We start from the raw sequence: 22,941 nt of genomic DNA, 5'->3' as shown, positions 1-22,941 counted from the left end.
CCCATAGCGTAGACGATGTCAATGCGCTCGCCGGTGTGGGTATGGTCGAAGGCGAGGCTGCGGGCGCCCGGCAACGTTGCCAGGGCCGCAAGCGCGGGTGGGCCGGTAGCGGCAGTAGCACGCCGGCCAAGGCGAGTTCGCCGGTGCGACGCAGGAACAGTCGGCGGGGGTCGCTGGGTGGTCTGGTCATCGGACACTCCCTTTTGCTTATTGGCTCAATCTTGCGCGCTCGGCGCTCCAGGAGGAAGTCCGCAGGTTCGCGGACCGTTGCCGCAGCGCGTCGTCCAGGAGGCGGTCGAGTCCGTAGATATCGGAGAAGAAAAAGGTGCGACCGTCGGCCTTGACGATGGCCGTGCCGTACGCAAGCACCACCGGCAGTGGCTGCTGCAACCGCAACGTGCTGGATTGCCCTTTGTCCATGGCCTCGCGAATGCGCGCTTCGGTCCAGCCGGGTGTGTCGAGCCATGGCTCAGGTCGCGCCGGTCCCGCGTGAACAGCTTGGGCGCGGGCGTGTGATGCAGGTAGATGTTGTCGTTGTTGGGGAAAACAAACTTGATGTCCCCAAGCGCATTCATCGGCCCCGGGCGCTGCCGGATGCGCATCTGCCCGCGCTGGACGGCATCCAGGCTGGCCGCCGACAGCGTGGTCACCGCCTTGCCGTCGGCACCAACGAACTCGAAGCCCTGCCGCTCGAAATAGCCGGCGTCGCGCCGCAGCCTGGGCAAGGTTTCCGCACGCGCAATAGAGGGTGGCACGTTCCAATACGGGCTGAACTCGATGAAACGCATGTGCTCCTTGAAGAGCGGTGTTCGCGTGTCGAGCGCCTTGCCGACGATGACCTTCATCTCCACCTTGACCTGGACGTTGCTGTCGTGGACTTCATAGGCGCGCAGGACGAACTCCGGCACGTTGACCACGATCATGCGCGGGCCTTCCAGCAGGGGTGTCCAGCGAAGGCGCTCCAGCGTCAGTTCGATTTGCCGTACGCGGCTGGCGGGCGAGACATTCAGTTGCGCTAGCGTGCCGGCGCCGATAGCGCCATCGGCCTCCAGCCCGTGGCGGGCCTGGAAAGCCTTGACACCCTCCATCAGCGCGCCCTCGTAGCGTTCCGGGGCGGGTGTGCCCGTAGGCAGGTCGCCCATCGCAATCAGCCGCCGCGTCAGCACCGGTACGCCGGCGTAGGCTTGGCCGCTCGCCAGCTTCTTGCCCGGCAGCGGCGGCAGCGGTGCCTGCCAGGCCGGATCACCTGCCAGCGCTCGGTAGCGGGCGAGCGCCTCGCGCAGGGTGCCATATAGCGGGAACGACGGTGCCGCCTGCTGGACGGCCTTGGGCAGGTCCGCCGGAAGCCGCGGCGGCCGTGCGTGCCAATCACGATGAGATCCGCACTCCAGCGATCGGCTTCTTCCACGATGGTGGTGGAAATCTGCCCGGGGGCGACGGGCTTCTCGAGAATCTTTGTCGTATGCGGGATACCCGCTTCCGACAGGCGCTTGGCAGCGGCAGCCAGCGCATCGCGTCCCACGGCCAGGATGCTCTCCATAAGCTTGTTGGCATCGTAGCTGGCGACGGAGAAGAAGACATCGCTGTCGTCCGCGACGAAGAGCACCTCGACCTCGCTGCCGGTGGCCTTGGCTACGGTGATGGCCTGGCATAGGGCGAGATCGGAAGAGTGACTGCCGTCCACTGCGAGCAGTATTCGCTGATACATGGTTCGTGCCTCCTGGCTGGATATGGCAAGGTGCGCGTGCATGGGCGCCTCCGTCATTTGCAGCTTAGGGGGCGAGCCAGATGGCGTATTGACCTGTATCAAACACCTGCATCAGGCACTGCGCGCGCACCGTTGCCAGGCAGGCTAGGCGATGCGCAGTACCGCCGCGCCGGCCAGGCGGCCCGCGCGCAGGTCGGCTAGCGCGATATTGGCCTGCTCCAGCGGGTAGACCGTCGTGGTTATGCGCAGCGGCGTGGCTCGGGCGATTCGCATCAGTTCCAGTCCGTCGTTGCGCGTGAGGTTGGCCACCGACACGATCGATCGCTCCTCCCATAGCAGGCGATAGGGGAAGGCCGGAATATCGCTCATGTGGATGCCGCTGCAAACCACCGTGCCGCCCTTGGCGACGGCTTGCAGCGCCAGCGGCACCAGCGTGCCAACCGGGGCGAAGATCAGGGCGGCGTCGAGAGGCCGCGGCGCTGGTTGGTCGCTCGGGCCCGCCCAGCAGGCCCCAGTGTCAAGTGCGAACTGGGAGGCGTCGGCGTCGCCGGGCCGTGTGAAGGCGAAGATGTCCTGTTGCCGGGCGACGGCAATCTGCGTCACCAGGTGGGCTGCCGCGCCAAAGCCGTAGATGCCGATAGACCGGACGTCACGGGCGTCTCCTGCCATGCACAGCGTGCGGTACCCAATCAGGCCCGCGCACAGCAATGGCGCCGCATGCTCGTCATCGTAGTGCGCCGGGATGGGGAAGCAATAGCGGCTGTCGGCCACGACGTATTCGGCGTAGCCGCCGTCGCGCGTATAGCCGGTGAACTGCGGCGCATCGCACAGGTTTTCGCGATGTGCCGTGCAATAGCCACAGTGGCCACAGGTCCGCCCGAGCCACGGCACGCCGACCCGGTCGCCCGGGGCAAGGTCCGTCACACCGGCGCCGCAGGACTCGATCCTGCCGATGACTTCGTGTCCGGGAATCAGCGCCGTTTTCGGGTGCGTAAGATCGCCGTCGACAATGTGCAGGTCGGTGCGGCAGACGCCGCAGGTGTTCACGGCGATACGCACTTCGCCTGGGCCGGGAACCGGCACGGGGACGCGCGCCAGGCGCAGGGCCGGCCCGGTGCCTTGTGCCCAGCATTCATGCTAGGCCACGCCGGCGCTCGCCGCATGAGCCGCATCAATGGCATGCGCCAGGCGCCGCCCCCGGAAAGGTAGGCCGGTCCTTGTCATTCCATTTGCCGGTCAATTCGCAGTCCCCGGCGCACGTGCCATGGTGGCATGGAACGGCGGACGCGAGGCCGCGCGTGCCTTGCACGCGGATGCGGGCAGGTCAATGTGCTAGTCGGCCTCAGGTCTTATCTCGTCCGGACCAGCCGTGACGCGCGCAGCCGGAGTCATTCGAGCTCGGTTTCGCATCGACGGTACAGCTTGACCTGCGTCAGCCCGTTGATTCGGCGTCGCCGATTCGCACTACATGGCGCCATTCATCGCTGCCCAACGGCTCCTGTACGCGCCGCTGCCACTCCAGCACCTGAAGGTCCGCGTCGGATGGGTCTCCGCCATGGCGCGTGCGCGCGGCGATGCGTTCGCGCAGGGTAGCCAGGCCGGCATTGCAGTCGACGATGGAGAACGGCACGCCCCGGCGCGCGGCCAGCGACGCAAACCGCAGCCGCTGCTTGCGTGCAAGGAAGGTCGCATCGGCGATCATGGGGAAGCCGGCGGCACTGCCAAGCCGGCAGATTGCCAGTAGCCGCCCATAGACGCGGGCGGTGTGTTCAGCCGTGTAAAGATCGCCTTGTGCAGCGAGGTGGCTACGTGGAAGACGTTTGCGCTCAACGTCCGCGCGCACGCGGACCATGGCTGCGCCTAGCGCGAGCTGCTGGGCAACGGTGCTCTTGCCGCTGCCCGAGAGACCATGCATGAGAGTGATCGCGCCCGGAGGCCTCGTCAGGGTGACGCTGGCCAACGCAAGTAAATCGACGCAGCGCATCTGTATCGTCGCCATTTCCGCGGCAGTGCTCGTGCCCGCCACGTTGCGCTGGTGCTCCCGCTCAAGCAGCACACGGGCGCGCACCACGGCGCGCAGGGCCGTGTAGAACGGCAATACAGCCAGGCCGGCATAGTCGCCGCTGCACTCCAGGTAGGTATTGATCAGGCGATAGGCCAGATCTTGCCTGCCGGCATGCAGCAGGTCCATGAAGAGAAAGGCGATATCGCTGATCGTGTCGATCCAGCGCAGGCCAGCATCGAATTCAAGGCAGTCAAAAGGGGTTGGCACACCGTCGATCAGGGCGATATTGCCAAGATGCAAATCGCCATGGCACTCCCTGACATGGCCGCTCGCCAGCCGTTTCTCGAAGGCGGGGCGCAGCGAAGCGGCCCGCTCGTGCAGTAATGCCGCCAGGTGCGTAGCTGCATCGGTGGCAGATGCGAGCGCGGCGACCCTCGCGATGACCTGTTCTGCCACTGCCGCGATCTGCTCCGGCGTGCCGTGCCCGCCGTTGGCACTGGCTACGGGCGCCGCCAGGTGGATCGCGGCAAGCCGGTGGGCCAGCGTCTCGATATGCGATGCGGTCAATCGATTCGACTCTGCCATGGCGCAGAACAGGTCTCGCTGGCGGAAGCGGTGCATCTTCACCGCATACTCGAGCGCTGCGCCGGTGCCTCCCACCCGGACATCCCGCGGGGCGGGGCCCGCCACGATCGGTATCAGGCCGAGGTAGAGCGTCGGAGCCATCCGGCAATTCAATTCCAGTTCGGCTTCGCAATCCGCTTTGCGCGCAGCTAGCGTGCAGAGGTCGATGAAGTCGAGATGGACCGGCTTGCGCACCTTGTAGGCGAAGGCGCCGGCAAGGAATACCTGCGAAATGTGCGTCTCGATGAGGCTGACTTTGCCCACGGGATGTGGGTAGGCCGTGGGGCGCATCAACGCTTGCGTGAGTACCGCCGGTTCCATGCCGGGTTCTCCCAGGTGCCTGCCTCCCGGATCGGGAAGGCCATATGCCCATGCTATGCGCGCGGCCGGAATTTGGATTGACACGGATCAAGTCGACCGGTAGCCGCACTGCCTATATTTAAGCTTGAAGCGGAACGAGGGTTCGGCGTGCAACGCCGCGGGCACTTCTTGCCGACGGTCCATGCGCCGGCGATGGGAGAGAGGCGATGAGGATGATGATTTCCGACAAAGGCCCGGGTGGCGGCTCCGCGCGTTTGCGTGGTCTAGCGGCTTGCCTTGCCGCCATGTTTTGCGCCGGCTGCGCGTCGGGACCGGATTGGTTCCGGCCGCCCAAGCCCAGGGCGGACGCTACCGTACCTGCTGGGCCCGGGGTTGCCCGTAATGCGGCTGGGGACGACACATTCCGGATCGCGGCAGTTGACCTGGCGCAAGCCGCTTGCCCGATGTCATCGCATCATTGAAATGATCCACCTTTGCGCGCGCGGGAGTCCACGACGTTGAAGGCCGGTTGGCGCCACGGGATCTCGGCGTTTTACGGCGCATCAAGCATGCCGGGTGCGCATGACCCGGGCTTGAGAGGCAGTGCGTTGGCATCGCACCCGCGCTCTGGTCTCTTGTTCGTTGCCTTGGGAACACCGGCATGTATCAAACGGTAGTCGTCTTTTGCGTCGCCTTGGCGATCGGCTTGGGCTTCGGGCTGGAGCGGGAGCGCAGCCAAGTGCCGGACGGCGCCGAGGCCTCCGCCGGCCTGCGCACGTTTGCCATTGCCAGCGTGTGCGGCGCGCTGGGCGCGTTCCTGCCGAACGCCGGATTGCTGCCGGCGGTCTTGCTGGCGGTGGCCGCCCTGGCCGCCATGGGATACCGCCACACAGCAGCCAGCGACCCGGGGCTGACCACAGAGATTGCGCTGCTGTGCGCGGTGCTGCTCGGCGCGCTCGCCGTCTCGCAGCCTGCGCTTGCCGCCGGTATCGCAACGGTCCTGGTAATCCTGCTGCACGGCAAGGCCACCCTGCACCGTCTGGTGCGCAATGAACTGACCCGGCAGGAGGTGAGCGATGCCCTGATGCTCGCAGCCGCCGCGCTGGTGGTCTGGCCCCTGCTGCCAGACCGGTACATGGGGCCGCTCGATGCTTGGAACCCGCGCACGCTCTGGCTGGTGGCGGTGCTGGTCATGTTGTTGGGGATGGCCGGGCATATCGCCTCGCGCCTGTTCGGAGAGCAGGCCGGCCTGCCGCTGACCGGATTGTTCGGCGGCTTTATTTCTAGCGTGGCGACGATCGGTTCGATGGCGGCGATGGTGCGCAAGGCGCCTGGCGCGCACAAGGCGGCGGTAGCGTCTGCCTCGCTCTCCAGCGTGGCCACCTTCGTGCAGATGCTGCTGCTGCTTGCCGCCACCAGTGCGGCTGCATTTCGGGAATTGGCACTGCCCCTTACCGCTGGGCTGGCCACCATGCTGCTCTACGCGGGCGTCTGGCTGTGGCGCTCGGCCCGCGAACCGGCCGTGCACAACGGCACCCAACCGGCCGGCCGGTCCATGGACTGGCGGGTGGCGGCGGGCTTCGTGTTGCTGATGGCGCTGCTGTTGCTCGCTAACGCCGCCGCGCGGGCATGGGCCGGGTCCGGGCTACTGCTTGGCGTTGCGGTGGCCGGCGGATTTGCCGACGCGCACGCCGCGACGGTATCGGTCGCGGCGCAAGTGGCGGCCGGGCGCCTGTCCCCCGAGGCCGCGGTCTGGCCAGTGCTGGCGGCATTCTCCTCCAACACCATGACCAAGATCGTGGTGGCCGCGGCAGGCGGGCGCACCTTCGCGTGGCGCGTGGGCAGCGGGCTGGTGCTGGCCGCCGCCGCGACCTGGTGCACTGCCTTGATGCTTATCCCCTGGAGCTGATGCCAGAGGCCCGTGCCAAGCAGCAGCAGTCCGCCTATGCCTTGGCGCTTGGCGCGCTAGACCGCGAAGCGGAAATGACCGCTGTGCAGCACAATATTGTGGGCAGCGGTCATTTCGAACAACTGCCGGGCTACACCTTCGATATCTTTGCGGTGACCTTCAAAGGCCAGGATCAGGTCTTCAGCCCTGTGCGAGCGCGCGCCAAAGTGGTCTTCCAGTGCTTCGGCCGTGATCGCGTAGCTGGCCGGTGCGCCGTTCACGCTGACAGGGCATTCGAGAGACAGATCGGCGGGGCAATATGAGGGGCTTGCTTTGGGAAAGATGATCTGTGTGATGGTCATGGCATCGACCCCAGGGGCGAGAAAGGTGTAGCGCAGGGAAAAGCAGGGGAAAAGCAAGGAAAGGCACGAAAACGTCGAAGCCGCGATTGCGATGTCGACTACTTGCAGTCTAGGCAGTACGGTTTTGGCTTCAAGTCTAACTGCACGGTTTCCTGATCAACGTCAAGCCGTCGTTCATACATGGTCATGCTCTGTGCCAACTGCGAAGATCGGCCGAGTTCATGGTGCGGGGATACGCCGCGCAGCCCGTGCGTCAGCGACGCCCATAGCGCCTCGTTACCGACGCCTCGGCGGCGTGCTCAGCCGGCATGGACGGGCGCCCTTTGCGGACTGGCCGCGGTACCGGTGCCGTTCAACGCAGGATTCCACGCCATGGCCTGTCTGAACTGCTCGAATATGTCCTGCACCGGCGCGACCATCGAAGCGGTATCCCCCGCCTGCCGCAAGCTCATCGCCTGGCATCGCTGCCAGGACTCGCCGATCTCGCGCATCTGTTCGACAACGGCTGTCTGGTTGTGGATGGCCAGACTCACCCACGCTTGCATCAAGTGCGTGCAATGCTCGGCTTCGTTGCGCAGGAAGGTGACTGGCAGCGCGGCGAGCGCGGCGAAGTCGCCCGCATTGGCAAGCTCCACACCCACTTCGTGCGTGGTCTTGATGTCCCTGCGGATGGCTTCCAGCTGGATTTCAAGGAAGCGCTGGCGGCTCTCTTGCAGCAGGGTCAGCACACGCAGGCCTGCTTCGCAATTGGCGCCGAAGAACGCGAGTGGGACGTCGGTCTGGTCTGTCATGGTGTCTCTCCGTGATGCTCCGTGATTGGGCGCGCATACCCTGTGCTGCTGCCATGCCATGCGGACTCTCACGCGGGAAGGGCCCAGGTTTGGCATTGCTGGAAAGGACGAGTGCAGGGCATGCATGTCAGGCCACTCGTCCGCGAGATGCTTCTGAAGCGTGGCGGCCGCGCTCATGGATCCGCATCGAGCTTTGGCCGCCCATGGCGTGCCGCCATCGGGAATGGCAGCGGCACCTGGTGTTGCCGCAGGCGTCGGCCGGATCAGCCGGGCTTTCCGCCCGAGGCCGGGCAGGTCCTGACGCCGAGCAGGCTGTAGAGGGGGCAGATGCGGACGAGCCCTGTCAGGATCGGAATCACGCCGATCCATCCCCACACGCCGATCGTCCCGGTGACGGCAAGGCCGACTAAGGCCAGGCCGACGACGATCCTGAGAGTGCGGTCAATCGTACCAATATTGGTTTGCATTGCGTTCTCCTTTCGATAGCCCGTCAAATACAACCGCAGCGTCGCCGGGGTCGTTTTGCAATCTGGCGCCTGCACGATCCCAATATAACCAGATGGCTGTCGGTGGCTTTGATCTACGGCAACCCTGACGTGCATTAGCGCTGGAGTGCACGCCGTGCCGTGCGGCCTGGCGCCCTCTGTCAGGCGTCGCCCAGCGCGTGATACAACTCGTCCTCCTGCGCGAAATGCAGGCGCAGGATCGCATTGAGCTCATACAACAGGCGCTGGGCCTCCTGCGCGCTCTCCAGGTCAAGCCCGTCCTCGGCCCGGTCGGCGGCGATGCGCTCCAGCATGCCCGCCAGGTGGAATATTTCGCGATGCCCGCCGCTCAGCGCGGCAAGCGGATCCTCGCCGCCGAGCCGTTGCGCCAGCTCCGGATACAGGTCGGCGTCGTCGTGGAGCTCGTGCGCGAGCAATTGCCGGCGCAATGCCTGATTGAGTTGTGCGAGTTCCACTGCGGCGACGCCTCCAGGGAGGCTGGCTACACGATCCGCCATCAATCTCACTTGGCCCAGCACCTGCCCCAGTTCGCTGTGTTCGGTCTTCAGTTTCGTAGCCTCGGCAGGCGTGATCTGCGCGGGTCGCCAGCCTGGCCCCGGTTTGCGTGCCCGTAGTGCATTCAGGATTACCGCGACGTCGATCAACTCCTGCAGTATCGCGCCCGCCAGCGGCGGCAGGTAGCCGGCCGCGGCCACGATCATCGCGGCCAGGGAGAGCGCCATGCCCGCCACGACGCTTTGCACGGCGATGCGGCGTGCGCGCCGGGCGATCTGGATGGCCTCGGCCAGGCGGTCCAGGCGGTCGACCAGCAGTACCACGTCCGCTGCCTGCGCTGGCGCTGCGGCGCCCGCCGCGCCCATCGCGACGCCGACGTCGGCGGCAGCCAGCGCGGGCGCGTCGTTGACGCCGTCGCCAACCATGATGACGATGTCGTGCCGCTGCGCCTCGCGGATGGCCGCGAGCTTTTGCGCGGGCGTCTGCTGGGCGTGCACCTCCGTCACGCCCAGCATCGCGCCGGTCATCTGCGCCACGTCGTCGCGATCGCCGGTGAGCATCACCATGCGCCGGATGCCCGCTTGCCTGAGCAGCCTGAGCGCGCGGGGTGTGTCGAGCCGGATCTGGTCCGCGAGCTGCAGCACGCCGCACATGGCGCCGTCGACGCCAAGGAAGACGGCCGACGCACCCTCGTGGCCCAAGCGCCGCAGCAATGCCGTGCTCCACGGCTTGGGCGCCGTTGTCCTCGCTACGTGCGCCAGGGAACCCATGGCGACAGTGTGCCCGTCGACAATGCCGCTCAGGCCGGCGCCTGGCTCCTCACTGACCTTGGCCGGTAATGCCAGCGCCAGGCCGCGCTCGCGTGCCGTGGCCACCAGCGCGCGGGAACTCACGTGCACGGATGCCTGCGCCAGCGAGGCCGCCAGGCGAAGCACATCGCTGGGCGTGTGGCCCGGCGCTGCCTCGATCGCCGAGACGCGGGCCTGGCCTGTGGTCAGGGTTCCCGTTTTGTCGAAGAACAGCACGCGGCCCTGCGCCAACCGCTCCAGCGCGGCGCCGCTCTTGACCAAGATGCCCCGGCTGGCACTGCGCGACATGCCGCAGACGATGGCCACCGGTACCGCGAGAATCAGCGGGCAAGGGGTGGCGACCACCAGCACTGCGAGCGCGCGGCGCGCATCGCCAGTGATGAGCCAAGCGGCGCCGGCCAGCGCCAGCGCCAGCGGCACCAGCAGTAGGGCGTAGCGGTCGGCCAGGCGCGATGACGGGCTGCGGCTTTGCTGCGCTTGCGTCACAAGGTGGACAATGCCTGCATAGGTACTCTGCGCCGCGGTGGCGCCGGCGAGCATCTCGAACGGCGCGCCGGCATTGACCACGCCGCTGCGCAGCGGCTCGCCCGGCGCGCGCCGCTGCGGCATGGCCTCGCCGGTCAGGGTGGATTCATCCAGGTCAGCGGCCAGGATCAGGGTCCCGTCAGCAGGCACGACTTCGCCGGTGCGCACCAGCAGGCGGTCGCCAGCACGGATGAGGTCCACCGGCACCGGGCGCCATTCGCCGTTTTCGTAACGACTGGCCTCGCGCGGGGCATGGCGCAGCAGCGCGCTCATCTCCCTGGCGGCGCGCGCTTGCGCATAGCTCTCCAGGGCGCACCCGCTGGCCAGCATCAGGCTGATCACGGCCGCGGCAAAGTGCTCGCCAAGCCACCATGCGAAGCCGATGGCCAGCAGCGCAAGGACATCGACTCCAGCTTTGCGGTGCCATGCCGCCGAGACGGTGCTGGCGCTCAGGGTGATCAACACCGGCAGGACGCCGATCAGCCACACGCTGCGGGCGAGCGCAACCGACCCGAACCCATACAGCAGCGATCCCGCGGCGAGTGTGCCTGCGGAGATCGCCAAGAGCCCAGTATTGAGCCAGCGGTGGTAGCGAGGCTCCTGGAGTGCCATGTCAAGTTCAATCGCGGCGGGTGAGCACGATGGCGAAAAGCGCCTGCACATACTCTTCGCCGGAATCCGCCCAATCCCGTACTTGCTCGCGGCCCTGCGCCTGCAACTCGCGCAGCCGCAGTTGCAGCGCCTCCAGCCGTGCCTTGAACTGTTCACGGGCTTGACCGGCTTGCTCGCCGGTCAAGGCGGCGGTGTCACGCAGCAAGGCCTGCACATCCGACAACAGGACGTTGATATCGTGCTGTAGCGTGGCACGGTGCGCGGACAGGGCGGATCTGAGGTCGTTCACGGTGTTCTCCTGGCTGGTTCAATGAAGTGAATGCGGTGGGATGAAGCGTGGCGGATCCGCCGTGAGGAATAGCGGAATGGCATCTCCAACTATAGGCAGGGCTCGGGCGCGCCAGTTGATCTGCATCAATGGGTGCCGCGCACCCGACACTAGACTGAGCACACGGCATCGGAGTGTTCCGCCAGCGTGCAGAGACCGCTGCACGCCTGAATGGCGGGCGCGGCTTGGCCTGTGCCCGATGTCTCTCCCAGATACCGCCGGGACCGAACCGCGGTGAAGTCCAATGCAGCACGCGGATAAAGAAGCAAAAATATGGTGCCCGGCATTCCAATACCGTGGCCAACACCATCGGCATGCCAGACTGCATGCTTGATGCAGTGCGCAGCATGGAAGGCGTCAAGTTCGCCCTGCCGTCGTACTCTGGCGGCGCGCTGGTGCGCCTGAAGAGCGGCACCTACCAGCCGGCGACGGTGGTCGGCATCGACTCCGGCGTCAATGTATAAGCAGGCCGACATCGGCTACCTGCAGGCCAGGACCCAGCGGCTGCAGGACACCGTGGCCTTGGCCCTGGCGCTGGGTGCGGGCTGGGACGCCAATGCAGGGCAAGCACAGGCAAGGCAGCTATCATGATCGATCGAGCAATCCAGTACCTGGGCAAGACGGTGGGCTGGCTGCGCCGTCCGCGCACCATACCGCGGGAAGCGGCTGAAGCCCCGCGGGTCAGGGCCCCGCCAGGCAGAAGCCGGCAGCGTCCAGCGGCATGCCGGAAGCAATACTCCGGGCTGCCAGCACGCCACTCGCGGTCCTGCTCGGGCAACTGAACGCCAGCCCGGAAGGCCTGACCGACGCCGAGGCCACGCGGCGCCTGCAAGGATATGGCCCCAACCTGGTGGACCACGAACGCCAGCGCCCGGCCCTCTTCGACTTGCTGCGCCGTTTGCTCAATCCGCTCAATGTGCTGTTGCTGACCCTGGCGACGGTATCTGCCGCCATTCACGACTACGATGCCGCGACCGTGATCTTGGTGATGGTGATGCTCAGCGTTGGGCTGGCCACTGTGCAGGAGCGCCGCTCCGGCCGCGCCGCTGCGGCGCTGCGCGCGATGGTGCATACCACCACCGCCACGCAGCGCCGGCCCGAGCCGGGGGCATTGCCCCTCATCAGCGAACTGCCGATCGGCGCACTGGTGCCAGGCGATATCGTTCACTTGTCGGCAGGTGACCTGGTTCCCGCCGATGCCCGGCTGCTGGCCTCCAAGGACCTGTTCGTCAACCAATCGGCTCTCACAGGAGAATCACTGCCAGTGGAGAAGTTCGCGCTCGAGAGCGCCAGCGGCGACGAGCCCGGCACGCTGGAGAACATCGTGCTGATGGGCACGGCGGTGATCAGCGGCAGCGCGACCGTAGTTGTGGTGCTGACCGGGCCGCGCGCCATGTTCGGCAGCATCGCCCGCTCGCTTGAGGAAGAGACGTCCGGCACCGTGTTCGAGCAGGGCCTGCAGCGTTTCGCGCGCCTCATGATCGGCCTGATCGTGATCCTTGCGCCGCTGGTGTTCGTGATCAACGGGCTGACCAAGGGCGACTGGCTGGAGGCGCTGCTGTTCGCGGTGGCAGTCGCCGTGGGGCTGACCCCCGAGATGCTGCCTATGCTGGTGACGGTGAACCTGGCAAAGGGCGCGCTTGCCATGTCGCGCCGCAAAGTGATCGTGAAACGCCTCAGTGCCATCCAGAACCTGGGTGCCATGGATGTACTTTGCACCGACAAGACCGGCACCCTGACTCAGGATCGCATCATCCTGAAGAAGCATGTGGACCTGGCGGGACAGGAGACGGTGCGCGTGCTGGAATTCGCCTACCTGAACAGCTATCACCAGTCCGGGCTGCATAATCTGCTGGACAAGGCGGTACTCCTGCATGACGAGGTGGGCGAAACGCTGCGACAGGAGGGTGGCTACCGCAAGATCGACGAAGTGCCATTCGATTTCGAGCGGCGCCGCATGTCGGTTGTGGTGGACGGGCCGCAGGGCAGGCTCCTGGTCTGCAAGGGTGCGGTGGAGGAAGTCTATGCCGCATGCGCCAGCGCCGAGCTCGGGGGGCAGACCCTGGCGCTTGACGACTCGCATCGTCACTCGCTCATGACGGTCTGCAATGCACTCAACGAAGATGGCTTCAGGGTGATCGCTATCGCCTACAAGCCTTTGCCGCCGGCGCCGGATACGCATCCGTACTCGGTGGCGGACGAATCCGCGCTGATCCTGCTTGGCTATATTGCGTTTATCGACCCGCCCAAGGATAGCGCGGCACCGGCGCTGGCGGCGCTGCGCGACAGCGGCATCGAGGTCAAGGTGCTGACTGGCGACAGCCCTGTGATCGCGCGCAAGATATGCAGGGAAGTCGGCCTTGACGTGGATCGGGCCGTACTCGGCGCGGAACTCGACGGGCTCTCGCCGCAAGCGCTGGGAGAACTCGCCGAGCGCACGCAGCTCTTCGCCAAGCTGGCACCGGCGCACAAGGCCGCCATTGTCAAGGCCCTGCGGGCACGCGGACGGGTGGTGGGTGTACTGGGAGACGGCATCAACGACGGCCCTGCGCTAAAGGCGGCCGACGTGGGCATCTCGGTGGACAGCGGCGCCGACATCGCCAAGGAGTCCGCCAGCATCATCCTGCTGGAAAAGAGCCTGCTGGTGCTGCATGACGGCGTGATCGAAGGCCGCAAAGTCTTTGCCAACCTGCTCAAGTACCTGCGCATGGGGGCGAGCTCCAACTTCGGCAATATGTTCAGCGTGCTCGGCGCCAGTGCCTGGCTGCCGTTCCTGCCGATGGCACCGATCCAGGTACTGACCAACAACCTGCTTTACGATTTTTCGCAGACTGCACTGCCTACCGACAACGTGGACGACGATGCCGTCAGCCGCCCGCGCCGCTGGGAGATCGGCAAGCTCGGCCGCTATATCCTGTGCATTGGCCCGATCAGCTCGCTGTTCGACTACATCACCTTCGCGACGCTCTACTGGGGGCTGGGCGCCAGTACGCCTGCGCAGCAGCACCTGTTCCAGACCGGCTGGTTCCTGGAGTCGCTGCTGTCGCAGACCCTGATCGTCCACGTGATTCGCACGCGGAACATTCCCTTTGTGCAAAGCCGTGGCAGTACCGCGCTGATTGCCACCACGTTGGCGATTTGCCTGATTGGCATCTGGCTGCCGTACTCGCCGCTGGCAGCGCCGCTGGGACTGGTGTCTGCGCCGGGCACGTTCTGGCTGTTCCTGCCGCCGATCATCCTCGGTTATTGCTGTCTGACCTATGCGCTGCGCGGATGGCTGATTCGGCGCTTATCGATCGACTGAAGCGCGATCCAGGGCTGCGTGGCGCAACCCTTGACATGGCTCAAGGATTGGCTTCGTCAACGGCTTATTCTGGGCGCAAGCCCGATCACAGTGCCTTGCCCGACCTCGGGGTGCTTGCGCCTTATCCATACTTCCAATATTATGGAAATATGGAAGAAAACGATGTGATCCGCTCTCTCGCTGCGCTGGCCCATGGTCTGCGCCTTCAGGTTTTCCGCCTGCTGGTGGTGGCCGGGCCCACCGGGTTGACGCCCGGTGCGATCACCGAGCAGGTTGGGGTGCCCGGTGCGACGTTGTCTTTCCACCTGAAGGAACTGATGAATGCCCGCCTGATCACGCAGGAACGTGAAGGCCGGCACCTGATCTATCGCGCCGCGTTTGAGCACATGCGTGACTTGCTGGGCTTCCTGACAGCTAACTGCTGCCAGGGGGAAGCCTGTTTCGAAAATGCCGCTACCGCCACCACCGTTTGTGCGTGTTAAAGGGGAACTCCAATGAAGCGCTTTCACGTCCACCTTAACGTCCAGGACCTTGGCAAGAGCATTGCCTTCTACTCGAAGCTGTTCGCGGCCGAGCCCACGCGGGTCGAGAGCGACTACGCAAAGTGGATGCTGGAAGATCCGCGAGTGAACTTCGCCATCTCCACGCGTGGGGGGAACCCGGTGTAGATCACCTGGGGTTCCAGACCGACAACGCGGAAGAGCTCGTGGCGCTGAAAGACCGCGCGGAAGCCGCCGATATGGCGCTGCTTGATGAAGGGCAGACCACCTGCTGCTACGCACGTAGCGAGAAGCACTGGGTCACGGATCCCCAAGGCATCGCCTGGGAGCATTTCCACACGCTCGGGAACGTGCCGGTGTTCGGTGAAAGCCGGCCTGCGGAATCTGCTCATGCGGACTCGGCATGCTGCGCGCCGCGCGCCCCGCAGGGCAAGCCGATTGGCATCGCCGTGAAGGCGAACTCGTCGTGCTGCTGAAGAGGCCAAAATGAGCGAAAAAGCCTATAACGTGCTCTTCATCTGCACCGGGAATTCGGCGAGGCCCATCCTCTCCGAAGGGCTGATGAACCATCAGGGAAAGGGGCGCTTCCAGGCCTACTCGGCTGGCAGCCACCCGACGGGTATTGTTTATCCCCGTGCGCTGGCGACCCTGCGGCGCTACGGACATATCGGACATATCGGGCAAAGCTGACCATTGCGAGTAGCACTTATGACAACCAACGTTCTAATCCTCTGCACCCACAACTCTGCGCGAAGCGTACTGAGCGAAGGCATGCTCAACCATTGGGCAAGAAAGTTGGGCAAGAATGTCCGTGCCTATAGTGCGGGCAGTGCGCCAAGTGGCCGCCTGAACCCGTTCGCCCTCGAGGCGCTGACCAATGCCGGCGTTGATGTCAGCGGCTATCGCAGCAAGAGCTGGGACGAGTTTGTCGGCGAATGTGCGCCTGAGATGCACATTGTGATCACCGTGTGCGACAGCGCGGCCGCAGAGGAATGCCCATACTGGCCAGGCAGTCCGGTGAAGGTGCATTGGGGTTACGTCGACCCGTCGAACGCGCCCGGTGGGGATGACGGTAAACGTCAGGCCTTCGAGCTGACACGCCAGGCCATCAGCTACCGCATGTTGCAATTGCTGCAGTTGCCGCTTGAGAATCTGAGCAAGGCCGATCTGCAGGAAGTTTTGACCGCCATTTCGAAGAGCTGAGCATCATGGCAGACCTGCCTCGCAAACTTGGGGCGGAAGCCCTTGGCACGGCGCTACTGCTGGCCGTTGTAATTGGTTCGGGAATCATGGCCGAGCGCCTGGCCGGTGGCAATGTCGCCATTGCCTTGCTGGCCAACACACTCGCCACTGTGGGCGGCCTTTATGTGTTGATCGAGGTATTCGGTCCGATCAGTGGAGCGCACTTCAACCCGGCCGTCAGCGCGGTCATGGCGGTCCGGGGCGAACTGCCCATGCCGGCCCTGCTGCCTTACATCGTGGCCCAACTGCTTGGCGCCATGCTCGGCGCGTGGCTAGCCCACGCGATGTTCGACATGAGCATTCTGCAATTTTCCACCAAGGTGCGAACCGGCCCCGGGCAGTGGATCGCCGAAGCAGTGGCGACGGCCGGCCTGCTTTTGGTCATCCTGCGGGCGCCGAATGGGCGCGCACCCGCCATGGTGGCGAGCTACATCGGCGCCGCGTACTGGTTCACCGCTTCCACATCCTTCGCCAATCCGGCGGCCGCCTTCGGTCGGATGTTCAGTGATACGTTTGCCGGCATCGCGCCTGGGAGCGCGCCGGGATTCATGGTCGCCGAGTTGGTTGGCGCTGCCGTCGGACTGGCGCTGCACAGCGCGTTCGAGCCTCGCACGAAGAGCGCCGGTCATCCGAACGTGATCGAGTCCTCAGGCCAACAGGACCGCGCTCCAGGGGCGCGCGAAAATCTCTAACGTGTTCCTTCTGCCTCGCCATTGCGCTTCTCAGGCGCTTGCGGCAGCGATCGGTCAGGTAGTCGACCTGTCATGCCGCTGGAGCGTGAACTTGTAGAGTTTGTAGGGTTCTTCCATGGCGTCTACCACGCGATCGCTAGCAGGAGGAGTCGGGATTGGGCTATGGCACTGAGAGCCCCGTCGCTCAAGTTGTCTTGGCGGCCGACCTGGTTCGTTCTGCCGACTTGGGCTCGCATTCGAACGGCGTTACGTTGCAACCCTTAGGGTTGCCCTCGCAGCAGTGTTCAGTGAGGAAACCAACGAGCTCGTTGATCTGGTCATACTGGGCCTGGTAAATGACGAACCTGCCTTCCTGGTGGCTCCTTATCAGCCCGGCGTGGACGAGCTCCTTGAGATGAAACGAGAGGGTGGCCGGCGGCAGCCCCAACTCCTGGCCAATCCGTCCGGCGTTGACGCCTTCCAGGCCCGCTTGAACCAGCAGGCGAAAGATCGCCAGGCGAGATTGCTGCGCGAGCGCGGCTAGGGCTTTGACGGCGGAGGCACTTTGCATTGGTTGTTGCGCTTGGAGAGGCAATTCCACGTATTCTCCGTCAGTTTTCAGACGAACGGTTGCTTCCTAGCCTGGATGCAGGGAAACCAAGGTGATCGAGCGTGCCCCCGGCAGTGCCGGGAATCCCGCATCACGATGAAGGCGCAAAGCACGTCGACGGGTGCGCCAGTCGTGACTTGGCTGTCTGCGCCCCGCCTCCCGGGCACGGCCAGAACGTCCCACAATGGAGGCGAAGATGCCAATCGAAGAGCGCTAGGTTCAAGTGGCGCTTTGCTGCCCGTCCTTTCTAGCGACTGGACGTTCCGCGCGAATGCCGAACCAGCACATCACGGCTCCCCCCAGCAGCAGTGCGGCCGCGAGGCAGAGCGATAGATGCATGCCGCGCATGAAGGCTTGCGGGGCAGTGTCGTGCACCAGATAACCGAACCCCGCCACGCCGAGCATGCCGCCTACCTGTCGCGCCGAGTTGAGGACGCCGGAGGCGATGCCCGCGCGGGAGCCATCCACGGCTGAAAGCGTGACATTGGTCATGGTCGGTACCATCAGTGCGATGCCGCTGGCGGCCAGCAGCATTGGCGGGGCGAGCAACCAGTAGGGGCCGTCGATGCGCACCGGCAACAGCATTAGGTAGCCCAGGCCGGCCAGGAGCAATCCCAGCACCATCAAGTACCTCGCGCCCATCCGCGTGATCAGGCGGCCGGCGAGCACGTTGACTGCCATCAGCACCACCGTCATCGGGAGGAACGCCAGCCCGGTCTGCTGTGGCGATAGTCCCTGCTGAAGCTGGAAGAACAGGCTGAAGACAAAGATCTGGCCATAGTAGGCAAAATTCACGATCACACCGGCGAGCGACGCCACCCTGAACGCGGGGATCCGCAATAGCGCCAGCGGCAGCATCGGCGCAGCACTGCATGATTCGATGCGGATGAAGGCGGCCGCCGACGCCAAGGCCAGCCACAGCCCCGCCTGCACCCAGGCGTGTCCCCAGCCGAGGCGGCCCGCTTCGGTGACCGACGCGGTGAGTGCAGCCAGTGTGAGTATGGCCGCGCCTTGCCCGGGCCAATCCAGGCCGCGGTGATGTCCGCCGCCATCGGCGGCGACATGGCGCAACGTCAGGTACAGGCCAATCAGGCCTAGCGGCAGGTTGATCAGGAAGATGCTGCGCCAGCCGAAGTGGGTCACAAGCAGGCCGCCCAGCACCGGCCCGGCCGCCAGCGAGATGCCGCCGATCGCACCCCACCAGCCGACTGCGCGGCTGCGTTGTTCGCGTTCGGGAAACGCCCTCTGGAGCATCGACAGCGAGTTCGGCACCAGCAGCGCCGCGCCAATGCCCTGGCCCAGTCGGGCCACCACCAGCATTGCCAGGCTGCCCGCCGCGCCGCACGCCACCGACGTCAGAGTGAACAGCGCGAGCCCCATCAGGAACACCCGCCTGGCACCCAAGCGATCTCCGATTGCCCCGCTGGTCAGTAGCAACGCCGCGAATACCAGCGTGTAGGCGTTGATCACCCATTGCAGCCCGGCCACATCGGTGGCGAATCCTTGCCGCAAGGTATCAAGGGCGACGTTGACGACGCTGACGTCCAACAGGACGACGACGAAGCCGAGCGCAGCAGCCAGCAGGGTGGCCCGTTGCGCATTGGTGGTGGTAGGCATGGCATGGATTCCATCGATAGGATCTCCGGATGCTAGGCTGCAGACATAGCTGCGTAAATTCCATAAAATCTCCACCCAACCTGGAGAAAATGCACAGATGCTCGATTGGGAAAGTCTTCGCCATTTCCTGGCAGTCGCCCGCACCGGTACGTTGTCCGGCGCAGCGCGCGATTTGCAGGTGGACCACGCCACGGTAAGCCGCCGGCTGGCCGCGCTCGAAGCCGGGCTGCAAGCGCTTCTGGTTGAACGCTTGCCGCGCTCGTGCCGCCTGACGCCCCTTGGGGTGTCGGTCTTCGAGCAAGCCAAGACGATGGAAGCTGCCGCATTCGCTATCGAGCGGCAGACGCGTGCCAGCCACGAGCCCGTGAGCGGCAAGGTGTCGCTCAGTGCGCCACCGGTGCTGACCACACATCTGCTGGCCGGCAGGCTGGCGGATTTCCGCGCGGCTTATCCGGGTATCCAGCTCTCCGTGTCAGCGCAGGCCCGCGCGGTGTCGCTGACGCATTGCCTACGATGCGCAGTTCGCCGACATGCCGCAGCAGCGCTGGCTGCTGGAACTGGCGGGTCCACGGCCCGTGGGCTGCGAACTCAGCGATATCAGCAGCCATCTCGCCGCTGCCCGTGCAGGGGCGGGCGTGGCAGGCCTGCCTTGTTTCCTGGGGGATGCCGATGCAGGCCTGGTACGGCTGGAACACGAGGGCGCTGCATTCTCACGCGACATCTGGCTGGTGGTGCACAGGGACTTGCGGCGCTCGGCCCCTGTGCGCGCGGTGATGGATTTTCTGGGCGAGGTAGTGGCCGGGCACGGCGCATTTGGGGTCGTTTCGGAATAGGCTCCTACGCTCTCAAACGGCTGCTCAGGGCTGAAAAGGGACACCCCTTGAATTCTGGTCGTCGTCCCCCGGCGCGCACCCGGTGTCACGTCCCAAAGTGCATGGCGCAGATTCTCAGCGTTGGCGGAGCGTGTTGCCACGCCATGCAAGGAACCCCCTCAGAAGGGGGTTCGTGCGCAGAGGGAGACCATCGATACTTTCTTCATTGAACAGGGACGGGCGTATGACAGATTCGTCTGATGACACAGCGGCCACGCAGACCCCGTCTAACGAAACGGGCAGTGCAGAGGACGCATTTGCGCAGACGGCCAGACGCGCCCGGCACGAGCTTCTTCGCGCGAATGAACGTGCGGAATCAACGTTCTACGAAACACTCAGAGACGCAGCGCCGGGAGATTTTCACGCGCTGGCGGCTGCCCAGCTAGACCTGAATCAATCGATTGCGAAATTTGCTGAAAGATATCGTGAAGCGATCGCGGTCGCGATCGCTGAACGCGCGCGCCTCCTGGCTACTTTCCCCTCAGCAGTGACGGTCGATAACGAGGTATCGCATGCCATGGGGGGGCCGTTGAGCGCGCTGGTAAAGCACCTGGCAAAGCACCTGGCAAGGCAGCGCGTGGCAGCGCTGACCCGCCTCGATGCCAACGTACATACCCCTGGTACCCGTTCGACGAAGCGCGTCAAGCGGTGACCATCGCGAGCGCCTCGCGTAGCCGAACCAAACCTGCGCTCGGCGCGTAGCATTGTTTGGGTCAGCTGCTGAGCCAAGTTCATGCATTGATGGGGGAGGGAGCAGCGGCGCGCGAGCTATTAGCTATTAGCTATCGGGAGATGTCATGGGAAAGCGCTTCGAAGAACTACCGGTGGACGAGCAGGAGGCCTTCAAGTCGGCATGCCGCAAGCATGGCCGGATCCGTGAGGAATTCACGGTCGACTTTGAGGAGGACAGCCCTGCTAAAGAAGGCGTAAGTCACATTCCCCGTCAGGTGACCGTCGCGGCCACTCTGACTGGCGCCCGCCAGCACTACGCGGCCGGAAGCGACACGTCCTGGCCTGTCGAGTTCGAGCGAGACCTCGATCGAGGATTTTTCTGGGAAACCTACGACTAGGTTCATGCCGGTTCCACAGGCTGTGCCGCCGTCGGATTCGATAAGCAGGGATTGGAGGTCGCATTGCGGCGGAACCCTCGATTGGAACTATACAGGACCGTATCAGTTCTAATTGGCAAGGAGTAGCTTGGGGTAACGATGCTCAGACTAAGCAAACTGACCGACTACGGCACGGTGATCATGACGCACATGGCGCGGGAGCCGGGCCGGATCTGCAGTGCCGCCGAGGTTGCGGCCGAGATCGGCGTGTCGATGCCCACCGCGAGCAAGATCCTCAAGATGCTTGCGCGGCAAAAGCTGCTGCATTCGCTGCGCGGCGCGAAGGGCGGTTACCTGCTGGCGCGGCCGCCGCAGGAGATCTCGATCGCGCAGGTGATTGACGCCATGGAAGGCCCTGCCGGCATGACGGAATGCAGCATCGCGGCCGGCCTGTGTGCCCAGGAAGGAACGTGTTCCATCCGCGCGAACTGGCAGCGAATCAGCCTGGCGATCTTTCATGCCCTGGATGGCGTAACGCTGGCGGACATGACGCAACCGACGTTGCATCCGGTGGATATGGGCACGCTGCACGCCTGGAAGGCGGCAGGCCGCAAGCAGGCGTTCGAGTGACGCATGGCGACCGAAGGCAGAACATGGCAACCCCGGCACACAAGCTCGACCAGCTGATCAGCCAAGGCTATCAGCACGGCTTCTACACGTCCGTGGCAACGGACACGGTGCCGTGCGGGCTGAACGAGGACGTGATCCGCATGATCTCGGCCATGAAGGACGAGCCGGAGTTCATGCTTGCGTGGCGCCTGAAGGCCTATCGTCACTGGCTGACGGTGTCCGAGCCGCACTGGGCGACGGTCAGGCACCCGCCCATCGACTACCAGGCCATCGCCTACTATTCGGCGCCGCGTTCCCAGAAGGCCGGGCCGAAGACGCTGGACGAGGTCGACCCCGAGTTGCTGCGCACCTACGAGAAGCTGGGCGTGCCCCTGCGGGAGCGCGAGTTGCTCGCGGGCGTCGCCGTGGATGCGGTATTCGACAGCGTCTCGGTCGCGACCACCTTCAAGGCGAAACTGGGCGAGCTCGGCATTATTTTCTGTTCGTTCTCGGAGGCGGTGCGGGAACATCCCGAGCTGGTGCGGCAATACCTCGGCACGGTCGTGCCTTACACCGACAACTACTTCGCTACGCTCAACTCGGCTGTGTTCAGCGACGGCTCGTTCTGCTATATCCCGCCAGGAGTGCGCTGCCCGATGGAGTTGTCCACTTACTTTCGCATCAATGCGCAGAAGACCGGCCAGTTCGAGCGCACCCTGATTATTGCCGACGAGGGCGCCTACGTCAGCTATCTGGAAGGCTGCACCGCACCGATGCGCGACGAAAACCAGCTGCATGCCGCGGTGGTGGAACTGATCGCACTGGAAGGTGCGCAGATCCGGTACGCGACGGTGCAGAACTGGTATCCGGGCGACAAGGATGGCAAGGGCGGCATCTATAACTTCGTGACCAAGCGTGGTGACTGCCGCGGTGCCCGCTCGAAGATCTCGTGGACCCAGGTCGAGACCGGATCGGCCATTACCTGGAAGTATCCAAGCGTGATCCTGCAGGGCGACGACTCGGTTGGGGAGTTCTATTCCGTGGCGCTGACCAATCATTACCAGCAGGCCGACACCGGCACCAAGATGACCCACCTCGGCAGGAATACCCGGAGCACGATTCTCTCCAAGGGCATTTCGGCCGGCCACGGCCAGAACGCCTATCGCGGGCTGGTGAAGGTAGCAAAGAGCGCCGGCGGCGCGCGCAACTACTCGCAGTGCGACTCGCTGTTGCTGGGCGACAAGTGCGCGGCCCACACCTTTCCCTATATCGAGGTGAAGAACGCCACTGCCCGCGTCGAGCACGAGGCCTCCACCTCGCGCATCGGCGAGGACCAGCTGTTCTATTGCCAAAGCCGTGGCATCGGTCCCGAAGACGCGGTATCGATGATCGTGAACGGCTTTTGCAAGGAAGTGTTCAAGGAACTGCCGATGGAGTTCGCGGTGGAAGCGCAGAAGCTGCTGGGCGTCAGCCTGGAGGGAAGCATCGGCTAAGGGAGCGCGTGGGACGCGCTG

At 64.9% G+C, this 22,941-nt stretch carries 21 protein-coding genes and 7 pseudogenes; 16 read left to right on the top strand and 12 right to left on the bottom strand.

The genetic code is table 11. From position 1 onward, the window contains the following. The 4 genes and pseudogenes from OR16_RS46505 to OR16_RS28750 all read right to left on the bottom strand — a co-directional run. Positions 1–197: pseudogene (locus OR16_RS46505) on the bottom strand (hypothetical protein); the annotation flags it as partial. Positions 198–207: 10 nt separating this feature from the next. Then, positions 208–1,334: pseudogene (locus tag OR16_RS28760) on the bottom strand (L,D-transpeptidase family protein); the annotation flags it as partial. Positions 1,335–1,339: 5 nt separating this feature from the next. Further along, positions 1,340–1,708, bottom strand: a pseudogene (locus OR16_RS28755) (universal stress protein); the annotation flags it as partial. 144 nt (positions 1,709–1,852) lie between these two features. Continuing rightward, positions 1,853–2,812: a zinc-dependent alcohol dehydrogenase family protein gene (locus OR16_RS28750; protein ID WP_043421548.1), complete on the bottom strand. Its 960-nt coding sequence runs from the start codon at positions 2,810–2,812 to the stop codon at positions 1,853–1,855. A gap of 100 nt (positions 2,813–2,912) precedes the next feature. Between OR16_RS28750 and OR16_RS46500 the strand changes: the two are divergent. Beyond that, positions 2,913–3,017 (top strand): annotated as a pseudogene (locus OR16_RS46500) (universal stress protein); the annotation flags it as partial. A gap of 123 nt (positions 3,018–3,140) precedes the next feature. On the opposite strand, the gene OR16_RS28745 reads toward OR16_RS46500, so the two are convergent. Beyond that, positions 3,141–4,658, bottom strand: coding sequence for an AAA family ATPase (locus tag OR16_RS28745; RefSeq protein ID WP_006162050.1), 1,518 nt, complete (start codon positions 4,656–4,658; stop codon positions 3,141–3,143). A gap of 640 nt (positions 4,659–5,298) precedes the next feature. On the opposite strand from OR16_RS28745, the gene OR16_RS28740 reads away from it, so the two are divergent. After that, positions 5,299–6,546 carry an MgtC/SapB family protein gene (locus OR16_RS28740; protein ID WP_006162049.1) on the top strand — a complete coding sequence of 416 codons (1,248 nt, stop codon included), beginning with the start codon at positions 5,299–5,301 and terminating at the stop codon, positions 6,544–6,546. Positions 6,547–6,602: 56 nt separating this feature from the next. On the opposite strand, the gene OR16_RS41965 is transcribed toward OR16_RS28740, so the two are convergent. From OR16_RS41965 to OR16_RS28715, 5 genes are all read right to left on the bottom strand, one after another. Next, on the bottom strand, positions 6,603–6,887 hold the full coding sequence (locus OR16_RS41965; RefSeq protein WP_006162047.1) for a DUF1488 domain-containing protein: 285 nt from the start codon (positions 6,885–6,887) through the stop codon (positions 6,603–6,605). A 299-nt stretch (positions 6,888–7,186) separates the two neighbouring features. Then, positions 7,187–7,678, bottom strand: a complete 492-nt coding sequence (locus OR16_RS28730) for a hypothetical protein (protein ID WP_006162041.1) — start codon at positions 7,676–7,678, stop codon at positions 7,187–7,189. A gap of 263 nt (positions 7,679–7,941) precedes the next feature. Next, complete coding sequence (locus OR16_RS28725) at positions 7,942–8,145, bottom strand: YgaP family membrane protein (protein ID WP_006162039.1); 204 nt, start codon at positions 8,143–8,145, stop codon at positions 7,942–7,944. Positions 8,146–8,324: 179 nt separating this feature from the next. Next, positions 8,325–10,625 carry a heavy metal translocating P-type ATPase gene (locus OR16_RS28720; protein WP_006162037.1) on the bottom strand — a complete coding sequence of 767 codons (2,301 nt, stop codon included), beginning with the start codon at positions 10,623–10,625 and terminating at the stop codon, positions 8,325–8,327. Positions 10,626–10,632: 7 nt separating this feature from the next. After that, positions 10,633–10,914 carry a DUF883 family protein gene (locus tag OR16_RS28715; protein ID WP_006162036.1) on the bottom strand — a complete coding sequence of 94 codons (282 nt, stop codon included), beginning with the start codon at positions 10,912–10,914 and terminating at the stop codon, positions 10,633–10,635. Between the two features lie 332 nt (positions 10,915–11,246). Between OR16_RS28715 and OR16_RS43120 the strand changes: the two are divergent. The 8 genes and pseudogenes from OR16_RS43120 to OR16_RS28685 all read left to right on the top strand — a co-directional run. Continuing rightward, positions 11,247–11,399 (top strand): annotated as a pseudogene (locus OR16_RS43120) (ABC transporter permease); the annotation flags it as partial. 10 nt (positions 11,400–11,409) lie between these two features. Continuing rightward, complete coding sequence (locus OR16_RS47445; RefSeq protein ID WP_006162032.1) at positions 11,410–11,544, top strand: hypothetical protein; 135 nt, start codon at positions 11,410–11,412, stop codon at positions 11,542–11,544. A gap of 130 nt (positions 11,545–11,674) precedes the next feature. Next, positions 11,675–14,257, top strand: coding sequence for a magnesium-translocating P-type ATPase (gene mgtA / locus OR16_RS28710; RefSeq protein ID WP_006162031.1), 2,583 nt, complete (start codon positions 11,675–11,677; stop codon positions 14,255–14,257). A 149-nt stretch (positions 14,258–14,406) separates the two neighbouring features. Further along, positions 14,407–14,739: an ArsR/SmtB family transcription factor gene (locus tag OR16_RS28705; RefSeq protein ID WP_006162030.1), complete on the top strand. Its 333-nt coding sequence runs from the start codon at positions 14,407–14,409 to the stop codon at positions 14,737–14,739. Between the two features lie 12 nt (positions 14,740–14,751). Further along, positions 14,752–15,233: pseudogene (locus tag OR16_RS28700) on the top strand (ArsI/CadI family heavy metal resistance metalloenzyme). Between the two features lie 10 nt (positions 15,234–15,243). Next, positions 15,244–15,447, top strand: coding sequence for a low molecular weight phosphatase family protein (locus OR16_RS28695; protein WP_006162028.1), 204 nt, complete (start codon positions 15,244–15,246; stop codon positions 15,445–15,447). Positions 15,448–15,465: 18 nt separating this feature from the next. After that, positions 15,466–15,960 carry an arsenate reductase ArsC gene (locus tag OR16_RS28690; RefSeq protein WP_006162026.1) on the top strand — a complete coding sequence of 165 codons (495 nt, stop codon included), beginning with the start codon at positions 15,466–15,468 and terminating at the stop codon, positions 15,958–15,960. A 5-nt stretch (positions 15,961–15,965) separates the two neighbouring features. Further along, positions 15,966–16,691: an MIP/aquaporin family protein gene (locus OR16_RS28685; RefSeq protein ID WP_006162024.1), complete on the top strand. Its 726-nt coding sequence runs from the start codon at positions 15,966–15,968 to the stop codon at positions 16,689–16,691. A gap of 184 nt (positions 16,692–16,875) precedes the next feature. Here the strand turns inward: OR16_RS28685 and OR16_RS28680 are convergent, their stop codons facing one another. Further along, positions 16,876–17,241, bottom strand: a complete 366-nt coding sequence (locus tag OR16_RS28680) for an ArsR/SmtB family transcription factor (protein ID WP_006162022.1) — start codon at positions 17,239–17,241, stop codon at positions 16,876–16,878. A gap of 258 nt (positions 17,242–17,499) precedes the next feature. Continuing rightward, positions 17,500–18,897 carry an MFS transporter gene (locus OR16_RS28675; RefSeq protein WP_006162020.1) on the bottom strand — a complete coding sequence of 466 codons (1,398 nt, stop codon included), beginning with the start codon at positions 18,895–18,897 and terminating at the stop codon, positions 17,500–17,502. Positions 18,898–18,994: 97 nt separating this feature from the next. Between OR16_RS28675 and OR16_RS47855 the strand changes: the two are divergent. From OR16_RS47855 to sufB, 6 genes and pseudogenes are all read left to right on the top strand, one after another. Further along, a pseudogene (locus OR16_RS47855) lies at positions 18,995–19,120 on the top strand (helix-turn-helix domain-containing protein); the annotation flags it as partial. 307 nt (positions 19,121–19,427) lie between these two features. Continuing rightward, positions 19,428–19,730 (top strand): LysR substrate-binding domain-containing protein, encoded by a 303-nt coding sequence (locus OR16_RS47850; RefSeq protein WP_337459878.1) that lies wholly within the window; start codon positions 19,428–19,430, stop codon positions 19,728–19,730. A 223-nt stretch (positions 19,731–19,953) separates the two neighbouring features. Further along, positions 19,954–20,421 carry a hypothetical protein gene (locus OR16_RS28665; protein WP_043421543.1) on the top strand — a complete coding sequence of 156 codons (468 nt, stop codon included), beginning with the start codon at positions 19,954–19,956 and terminating at the stop codon, positions 20,419–20,421. Between the two features lie 145 nt (positions 20,422–20,566). Then, positions 20,567–20,839, top strand: coding sequence for a hypothetical protein (locus OR16_RS28660; protein WP_006162016.1), 273 nt, complete (start codon positions 20,567–20,569; stop codon positions 20,837–20,839). A 138-nt stretch (positions 20,840–20,977) separates the two neighbouring features. Next, a complete protein-coding gene (locus tag OR16_RS28655) occupies positions 20,978–21,448 on the top strand; it encodes an SUF system Fe-S cluster assembly regulator (RefSeq protein ID WP_006162014.1) in 471 nt (156 codons plus the stop codon). A gap of 23 nt (positions 21,449–21,471) precedes the next feature. Continuing rightward, on the top strand, positions 21,472–22,920 hold the full coding sequence (gene sufB / locus OR16_RS28650; RefSeq protein WP_006162013.1) for a Fe-S cluster assembly protein SufB: 1,449 nt from the start codon (positions 21,472–21,474) through the stop codon (positions 22,918–22,920). Positions 22,921–22,941 lie beyond the last annotated feature (21 nt).

The organism is Cupriavidus basilensis OR16 (assembly GCF_000243095.1).
Classification (GTDB): Bacteria; Pseudomonadota; Gammaproteobacteria; order Burkholderiales; family Burkholderiaceae; genus Cupriavidus; species Cupriavidus basilensis_D.
Note: the sequence above shows the minus strand (reverse complement) of the source record. Positions and strands in the feature narration are given on the sequence as shown.

What these genes read in the sequence shown, in the direction of transcription:
- OR16_RS28685 (WP_006162024.1), top strand. Translation starts at nt 15,966, where the DNA reads ATGGCAGACCTGCCTCGCAAACTTGGGGCGGAAGCCCTTGGCACGGCG.
- OR16_RS28660 (WP_006162016.1), top strand. Translation starts at nt 20,567, where the DNA reads ATGGGAAAGCGCTTCGAAGAACTACCGGTGGACGAGCAGGAGGCCTTC.
- OR16_RS28745 (WP_006162050.1), bottom strand. Translation starts at nt 4,658, where the DNA reads ATGGAACCGGCGGTACTCACGCAAGCGTTGATGCGCCCCACGGCCTAC.
- OR16_RS28725 (WP_006162039.1), bottom strand. Translation starts at nt 8,145, where the DNA reads ATGCAAACCAATATTGGTACGATTGACCGCACTCTCAGGATCGTCGTC.
- OR16_RS41965 (WP_006162047.1), bottom strand. Translation starts at nt 6,887, where the DNA reads ATGACCATCACACAGATCATCTTTCCCAAAGCAAGCCCCTCATATTGC.
- OR16_RS28705 (WP_006162030.1), top strand. Translation starts at nt 14,407, where the DNA reads ATGGAAGAAAACGATGTGATCCGCTCTCTCGCTGCGCTGGCCCATGGT.
- mgtA (WP_006162031.1), top strand. Translation starts at nt 11,675, where the DNA reads ATGCCGGAAGCAATACTCCGGGCTGCCAGCACGCCACTCGCGGTCCTG.
- OR16_RS28740 (WP_006162049.1), top strand. Translation starts at nt 5,299, where the DNA reads ATGTATCAAACGGTAGTCGTCTTTTGCGTCGCCTTGGCGATCGGCTTG.
- OR16_RS47850 (WP_337459878.1), top strand. Translation starts at nt 19,428, where the DNA reads ATGCCGCAGCAGCGCTGGCTGCTGGAACTGGCGGGTCCACGGCCCGTG.
- OR16_RS28730 (WP_006162041.1), bottom strand. Translation starts at nt 7,678, where the DNA reads ATGACAGACCAGACCGACGTCCCACTCGCGTTCTTCGGCGCCAATTGC.
- OR16_RS28680 (WP_006162022.1), bottom strand. Translation starts at nt 17,241, where the DNA reads ATGCAAAGTGCCTCCGCCGTCAAAGCCCTAGCCGCGCTCGCGCAGCAA.
- OR16_RS28665 (WP_043421543.1), top strand. Translation starts at nt 19,954, where the DNA reads ATGACAGATTCGTCTGATGACACAGCGGCCACGCAGACCCCGTCTAAC.
- OR16_RS28720 (WP_006162037.1), bottom strand. Translation starts at nt 10,625, where the DNA reads ATGGCACTCCAGGAGCCTCGCTACCACCGCTGGCTCAATACTGGGCTC.
- OR16_RS47445 (WP_006162032.1), top strand. Translation starts at nt 11,410, where the DNA reads ATGTATAAGCAGGCCGACATCGGCTACCTGCAGGCCAGGACCCAGCGG.
- sufB (WP_006162013.1), top strand. Translation starts at nt 21,472, where the DNA reads ATGGCAACCCCGGCACACAAGCTCGACCAGCTGATCAGCCAAGGCTAT.
- OR16_RS28675 (WP_006162020.1), bottom strand. Translation starts at nt 18,897, where the DNA reads ATGCCTACCACCACCAATGCGCAACGGGCCACCCTGCTGGCTGCTGCG.
- OR16_RS28655 (WP_006162014.1), top strand. Translation starts at nt 20,978, where the DNA reads ATGCTCAGACTAAGCAAACTGACCGACTACGGCACGGTGATCATGACG.
- OR16_RS28695 (WP_006162028.1), top strand. Translation starts at nt 15,244, where the DNA reads ATGAGCGAAAAAGCCTATAACGTGCTCTTCATCTGCACCGGGAATTCG.
- OR16_RS28690 (WP_006162026.1), top strand. Translation starts at nt 15,466, where the DNA reads ATGACAACCAACGTTCTAATCCTCTGCACCCACAACTCTGCGCGAAGC.